6 protein-coding genes are annotated in these 6619 nt (G+C 39.9%); all 6 read right to left on the reverse strand.

Going from position 1 to position 6619, the window contains the following annotated elements; translation table 11 throughout:
- Positions 1-18: 18 nt before the first annotated feature.
- The 6 genes from BQ9859_RS04790 to BQ9859_RS04815 all read right to left on the reverse strand — a co-directional run bounded on the left by BQ9859_RS04790 (position 19) and on the right by BQ9859_RS04815 (position 6370).
- Positions 19-1596, reverse strand: coding sequence for an acyl CoA:acetate/3-ketoacid CoA transferase (locus BQ9859_RS04790; RefSeq protein ID WP_075877098.1), 1578 nt, complete (start codon positions 1594-1596; stop codon positions 19-21).
- Positions 1597-1617: 21 nt separating this feature from the next.
- Complete coding sequence (locus BQ9859_RS04795; protein ID WP_075877099.1) at positions 1618-2397, reverse strand: short-chain-enoyl-CoA hydratase; 780 nt, start codon at positions 2395-2397, stop codon at positions 1618-1620.
- Between the two features lie 90 nt (positions 2398-2487).
- Positions 2488-3327: a 3-hydroxyacyl-CoA dehydrogenase family protein gene (locus BQ9859_RS04800; protein WP_075877100.1), complete on the reverse strand. Its 840-nt coding sequence runs from the start codon at positions 3325-3327 to the stop codon at positions 2488-2490.
- 42 nt (positions 3328-3369) lie between these two features.
- A complete protein-coding gene (locus tag BQ9859_RS04805) occupies positions 3370-4398 on the reverse strand; it encodes an electron transfer flavoprotein subunit alpha/FixB family protein (protein WP_075877101.1) in 1029 nt (342 codons plus the stop codon).
- 13 nt (positions 4399-4411) lie between these two features.
- Positions 4412-5200: an electron transfer flavoprotein subunit beta/FixA family protein gene (locus tag BQ9859_RS04810; RefSeq protein WP_075877102.1), complete on the reverse strand. Its 789-nt coding sequence runs from the start codon at positions 5198-5200 to the stop codon at positions 4412-4414.
- A gap of 30 nt (positions 5201-5230) precedes the next feature.
- Positions 5231-6370 (reverse strand): acyl-CoA dehydrogenase, encoded by a 1140-nt coding sequence (locus BQ9859_RS04815; protein WP_075877103.1) that lies wholly within the window; start codon positions 6368-6370, stop codon positions 5231-5233.
- Positions 6371-6619: the final 249 nt, after the last annotated feature.

Raw genomic sequence — 6619 nt, forward strand, 5'->3', positions numbered from 1 at the left:
TGCATTTTTTATTTTTGGCTATTCCTTATTCGTTACAGCCTCTTCTTTTTCTTCAAGCAGCCCCATGATCTCATCACGGAAGATGCGGGCATCCATCTCTTTCAGATTTTCTGAAACAGCTGGACGGAATTCCATATGAGCCATGATGTCTTTTTCTAAATCAACACCAGGCGCAATTTCTGTTAATGTTAATACACCATCTAGCAGTTCGAATACTGCACGTTCTGTAATGTATAACACTTTCTGTCCTGTTTCTTTTGCGTAAGCAGCTCCAAATGTTACTTGTTCAACATCTTTGATAAACTTTTTGATTCTGCCTTCCTGCAGGATATGCAACTGCCCATCTTTTACTTCTACTTTTAAACCGCCAGCGGTAAAAGTTCCACAGTAAACGACAACAGGCGCTGTTTGCGTAATGTTGATAAAGCCACCACAACCGGCTATTTTTGGTCCAAAGCGGGAAACATTGATATTACCAAAACGATCACATTCTGCTAATCCTAAGAAAGCTTGATCTAGACCGCCGCCATCATAAAAGTCAAACTGATAAGGCTGATCTAAGATAGCAGTTGGATTTGTACATGTACCAAAAGCAGTACCTGCCATCGGTACTCCGCCAATACCACCTGTTTCAACGGTTAGTTTTAAACCAGGTAAACCTTCTTCATTTGCAACATTTGCAATACCTTCCGGCATACCGATACCTAAATTGATGATTGCATGCGGATCTAATTCCATTGCAGCACGACGGCAGATGACCTTGCGTTCATTCAATTTCATTGGTGGAATAGAATCAACAGGTACTTTTACCTCTCCACATAAAGCTGGGTTGTAATATGCTTCATATGTCTGCCAATGGTTCTCTGGACGGGAAATAACGATGCCATCCACATAAATGCCTGGGATTTTTACTTTTCGCGCATCTAATGTACCGTTTTGAACAACTTTTTCAACCTGCAACAACACAATACCGCCAGAATTTTTTGCAGCCTGTGCAATGGCTAATGAATCCAACGTTGCAGCTTCTTTATCCATTGTTGCGTTTCCATCCTCATCACAATAAGTTGCACGGATCAAAGCAACATTGACCGGGAATGACTTATAACGCAGCCACTCTTCACCATCCATTTCAATCAATTCTACTAAATCTTCTTTTGTACGCTCATTCATCTTTCCGCCTTCTAATCGTGGATCGACAAATGTCTTTAAACCGATCTTGGTAATGACACCGGGACGATGTCCTGCAATTTCACGGAACATCAGCGAAATCGTACCCAATGGCAAATTGTATCCCTCTACTTTATTTTCAAATACCAATTGCTGCAGCTTTGGAATCAATCCCCAATGTCCGCCGATAATTCTTTTTAGCAAACCTTCATGCCCGATCTTGTTCAAACCAAGTTTATCTGTTCCATCACCGATACCAGCAGAGAACATGATCGTTAGATCACGCGGATGTCCGCTTTTCAAAAAGCTTTCTTCAATTCCAACTGAAAATTCCTGCGGATGTCCACAACCGATAAATCCGCCGATACCAACAGTTGCACCATCAGGAATCATGGAAACAGCTTTTTCCAAAGAGATTATTTTACTCATCTACATATCACCTTTTCATTTCTACTTATTAGAAAACTGTTTGTCCTTCACTTTTTCAAGGAAGCAAGTCATACCATAAGTCTGATCTTCACTTGCAAAGCAATCAGAGAATTCTTTTACTTCGATTGCGATACCGCCATCGATATCACACTGTAAACCTTCGTTAATAGCTTTTTTTGCATTTGCAACAGCAATTGGCGCATTTTTAGCAATGCCATTTGCCATTTTCATGACTGTTTCCATTAATTCACCGGCTGGTACCACTTTATTTACCAAACCAATTTCTGCAGCACGATCTGCTTTGATATTACGGGCAGTATAAATCATTTCTTTGGCAATGCCTGCACCGACCAAACGTGCTAAACGTTGAGTACCTCCAAAACCAGGCGTAATTCCTAATCCTACTTCTGGCTGACCAAATACGGCATTATCACCGGCAATGCGAATATCACAACTCATTGCCAGTTCGCAGCCGCCGCCTAATGCGAAACCATTTACGGCTGCAATGACAGGACAACGGAATGTTTCGATCTTACGGAACACTTCATTACCAAATTTACCATATGTAGCAGCTTCTTCTACTGTTTTATCTTTCATTTCTGCTATATCTGCACCGGCAACAAATGATTTTTCACCAGCACCAGTAATAACTAAAGCATATACATCTTTGTCTGCAGCAACTTCATCAAGTGCAGCATTCAATTCTGTCAATACTTCTGTGCTTAAAGCATTCAATGCTTTGGGACGATTGATCGTAATAGTTGCAACATGACCTTCTTTTGCAATTAATACTGTTTCCATATTTTATAAGCCTACCTTTCTTTTTAAAAAGTGAATCCATCAACTCCTATGTGAATGGAATGGATTCACTTTCTATTATTCTATATTTAACTATTTACTGTAATCGTAGAATCCGATACCGCTCTTTTGACCCAATTTGCCGCCACGTACCATTTTTCTTAATAATGTGCAGCAACGATATTTTGGATCGTGTGTCTCAGCAAAGAGTACATCCATAATAGCAACGACAATATCCAAACCAATCAAATCACCTAAAGCTAAAGGTCCCATTGGATGGTTAGCGCCTAATTTCATTGCTGTATCAATATCTTCAGCAGAAGCAATACCTTCCTGCAGGATGAAAGCTGCTTCGTTGATCATTGGTACCAAGATACGGTTTACAACAAATCCTGGACCCTCTGCTACTTCAACTGGAGTCTTACCTAAAGATTTGCTGATTTCGATGATTGCTTCTTTTGTCTCAACAGGTGTGTTGATACCAGAAATAACCTCTACCAATTTCATACGATCTGCCGGGTTAAAGAAATGCATGCCAATTACGTGATGCTTGATTCCTTTTGCAATTTCTGTTACGGATAAAGAAGAAGTGTTTGTTGCAAAAATGCAGTCTTCTTTACAAATTTCATCCAACTGAGAGAACAGCTCTTTCTTTGTATCCATGATTTCCAAAACTGCTTCTACGATCAAATCGCAATCAGCAAGATCTGCATATTCTCCAGCTTTTAAGTTACCTTTGATTTCTGCTGCTTTTTCGGCAGTCATTTTTTCACGGCTAACCAGTTTATCTAATTTTTTACCGATTTTATCAATTCCGCCTTGTGCCCATTCCAGCTTGATGTCACAAACTGTTACATCATATCCATTTGTAGCGAATGCATTTGCAATGCCTTGACCCATTGTACCTGCGCCAATAACTCCAACTTTTTTCATGATAGTACTCTCCTCTCTTCTTACTTATTTTTATTAATTCAATTATGCTTTTTTAGCAGCGATGATCTCATCCTTTAACAACGGCAAGATTTCTTTTACATCACCGATAAATCCCATATTTGCAATGGAGAAGATCTCTGCCTGTGGATCACGGTTGATAGCGATGATCATATCTGATTTTTCCATACCAGCCACATGCTGACATGCACCAGAAATACCACAAGCGATATACAGAGATGGGCGAACTGTTTTTCCAGTCTGTCCTACCTGAATAGCTTTATCAACAAAGCCGTCATCTACGACTGCACGTGAAGCGCACATTTCTCCACCTAATTCTTCTGCAACGGCTTTTACCATATCTAAGCAGTCTTCAGCACCACGGCCAGCAGCAACCAAGATATCTGCTTTTGTAATGTCGACACCTTCTACTACTTTTTCGATTACTTTCTTTACAACAACTTTTGGATCTGTATCTGTCCATTTTGGTGAGAAAGTGACTACTTCACCAGTTCTGCTTGCATCTGGTGCATCCATTGCAAACACGTTTGGACGAATTGTAGCCATTTGCGGACGAGTATTTGGACAAATGATCGTACCAAATAAATTACCGCCAAATGTAGGACGTGTTACCAACAATAAAGCTTCGCCATCTGCTACTTTTGTCTGATCCATTTCGATCTTAGTAGCATCAGCTGTCAAACCTGCATTTAAACGTGCAGCAACGCGTGGTGCTAAATCGCGTCCAAGAACAGTTGCACCTGTCAAGAATGAATCTGGTTTAAATTCATTGATGACCTGTGTCAAAGCATCAGCATAAAACTGTGTGGAATAGCTTTCTAATAATGCATCGTCTACAACGATTACTTTATCAGCACCATGTGCGATTACTTCATTTGCTTTATCAGCAATGTTATGTCCTAACAAAACACCAACAACTTTGAAGCCTAAGCTTGGAATGGAAGCAACTAATTTTCTTGCTTCAGAAATCAGCTCGTAACCTACGTTGGCAATTTCGCCGTTCTTCTGTTCTACAAATACGTAAATGTCTTTGTATCCTTCAAATTTAGCCATGTTTCTTCTCCTCCTATTTTGTGATGATCTGCTTTTCTTTTAATGTTTTTGCGATCAACTTAGCAGCCTCTGCAGCAGGCATATCAAATGTTTCTGTTTCTGCTGAAACATCCTTAGTAAAAGTAGCATGTACTTTTGTAGGAGAACCAGCTAAACCAACTAAACTTTCATCGATGCCCAGATCATCAAAAGTAAAGATCGTCAGTTCTTTTGAGAAAGAATCAACAATATCGTTACAGTTCATATAACGAGGCTCATTCATTCCACTTAATGTAGTCAATACACAAGGTAATTTTGCTTCAATAATTTCTTCGCAATCTTCCAATGATTTTTTAACAGTTACTGTTTTGTCTGTCAATTCAATAATTTCATCTACATACGTAACTTGTGGGATACCTAAACGCTCAGCAGTCTGCGGACCAACCTGTGCTGTATCGCCATCAATTGCCTGACGTCCGGCAATGATCAGATCATAACCGATTTTCTTTAAAGCGCCGGCCAAAGTAGTAGATGTAGCGCAAGTATCTGCACCACCGAATTTACGGTCAGTGATCAATACACATTCATCTACGCCACGCGCGTATAATTCTTTCAACATGTCACCAGCTTGACCTGGACCCATTGAAACAGCAACAACTGTTGCTCCATATTTTTCTTTCAACTGCAATGCAGCCTCTACACCAGCTAAATCATCTGGGTTGATGATACTAGGAACACCAGCACGGATCAACGTACCAGTTACTTTGTCTACACGGATTTCTGTTGAATCCGGTACTTGTTTTACAAGAACGATAATTTTCATGATCTTCGTTTCCTTTCCTTCTATCTATTATTACTTCAGCATTGCGCCACTGATTACCATGCGCTGTACTTCCGATGTACCTTCATAGATTTCTGTGATCTTAGCATCACGGAACATTCTTTCTACTGGATAATCACGAGTATAACCATAACCACCCATCAACTGAATTGCTTTTGTAGTTACTTCCATAGCTACTTCAGCAGCAAATAATTTTGCCTTTGCAGCTTCTACTGTATAAGGCATACCTTTCTCTTTTTTCATTGCTGCATCGTAAACCAACCAACGAGCTGCATCTACTTTTGTCTGCATATCAGCTAATTGGAATTGTGTATTTTGGAATTTAGCAATTGCACGTCCGAACTGTTTACGTGATTTAACATAAGGAACGACTTCATCGATTGCGCCTTGTGCGATACCTAAAGCCTGTGCAGCAATACCGATACGGCCACCATCCAATGTCATCATGGCAATCTTGAATCCCTTGCCTTCTTGTCCAAGCAACTGATCTTTGCTCAAGCGTACATTATTGAAGATCAATTCACTTGTTGCACTACCGCGGATACCCAATTTCTTTTCATGTTGTCCGAAAGTAAATCCTGGCATACCTTTTTCAACGATAAATGCAGAAATACCATGTGTGCCTTTTGATTTATCTGTCATTGCGAAGATGATATAGACATCTGCCTCACCAGCATTTGTGATAAAGATTTTTGTACCGTTTAAGATATAATCTTCACCATCTTTTACAGCTGTTGTCTGCTGACCTGCAGCATCTGTACCTGCGTTTGGTTCTGTTAAACCAAATGCAGCTAATTTCTTGCCTGTACAAAGATCTGGCAGATATTTTGCTTTCTGCTCAGGTGTACCAAATTGAGCGATTGGCCAAGTTCCTAAAGATGTGTGTGCGGATAAAACAACACCTGTTGTACCACATTTTTTGCTCAACTCTTCAACTGCAAGAATATAGCAGAGATAGTCGGCTCCAGCTCCTCCATATTCACGAGAATATGGAATACCCAGCATTTTGCATGCCTTCATTTTTTCAACAGTTTCTCTTGGGAAACGTTCTTCTTCGTCGACTTCGGCTGCAAGAGGTTTTACTTCTTTTTCAGCGAATTCAGCGAATAACTTCTTCATCATTTGTTGTTGTTCTGTTAACATGAAGTCCATAATGTTCTCCTCCTTGAATAAATGAACCTAGATTGTGTGTCTGATTCACCTTCACATAATCCTTTCTAATTTTATCCTTTTCAATGTAACGCGTCAACCGGTTTGTTAAAATTTTAACAAACAAAAACTCACTAAATTTCTGATTATCTTTTCATAAGCTGGTAAATGTCGGTATAGCCTGTATTTTAGGGCTTTATCGGCATTTTCCTTTGGGAAGATACTCTGCATAAGCTGGCATTTACCAGCATG

This window comes from Merdibacter massiliensis (assembly GCF_900155395.1).
GTDB lineage: Bacteria > Bacillota_I > Bacilli_A > Erysipelotrichales > Erysipelotrichaceae > Merdibacter > Merdibacter massiliensis.

What these genes read in the sequence shown, in the direction of transcription:
- BQ9859_RS04815 (WP_075877103.1), bottom strand. Translation starts at nt 6,370, where the DNA reads ATGGACTTCATGTTAACAGAACAACAACAAATGATGAAGAAGTTATTC.
- BQ9859_RS04810 (WP_075877102.1), bottom strand. Translation starts at nt 5,200, where the DNA reads ATGAAAATTATCGTTCTTGTAAAACAAGTACCGGATTCAACAGAAATC.
- BQ9859_RS04805 (WP_075877101.1), bottom strand. Translation starts at nt 4,398, where the DNA reads ATGGCTAAATTTGAAGGATACAAAGACATTTACGTATTTGTAGAACAG.
- BQ9859_RS04795 (WP_075877099.1), bottom strand. Translation starts at nt 2,397, where the DNA reads ATGGAAACAGTATTAATTGCAAAAGAAGGTCATGTTGCAACTATTACG.
- BQ9859_RS04800 (WP_075877100.1), bottom strand. Translation starts at nt 3,327, where the DNA reads ATGAAAAAAGTTGGAGTTATTGGCGCAGGTACAATGGGTCAAGGCATT.
- BQ9859_RS04790 (WP_075877098.1), bottom strand. Translation starts at nt 1,596, where the DNA reads ATGAGTAAAATAATCTCTTTGGAAAAAGCTGTTTCCATGATTCCTGAT.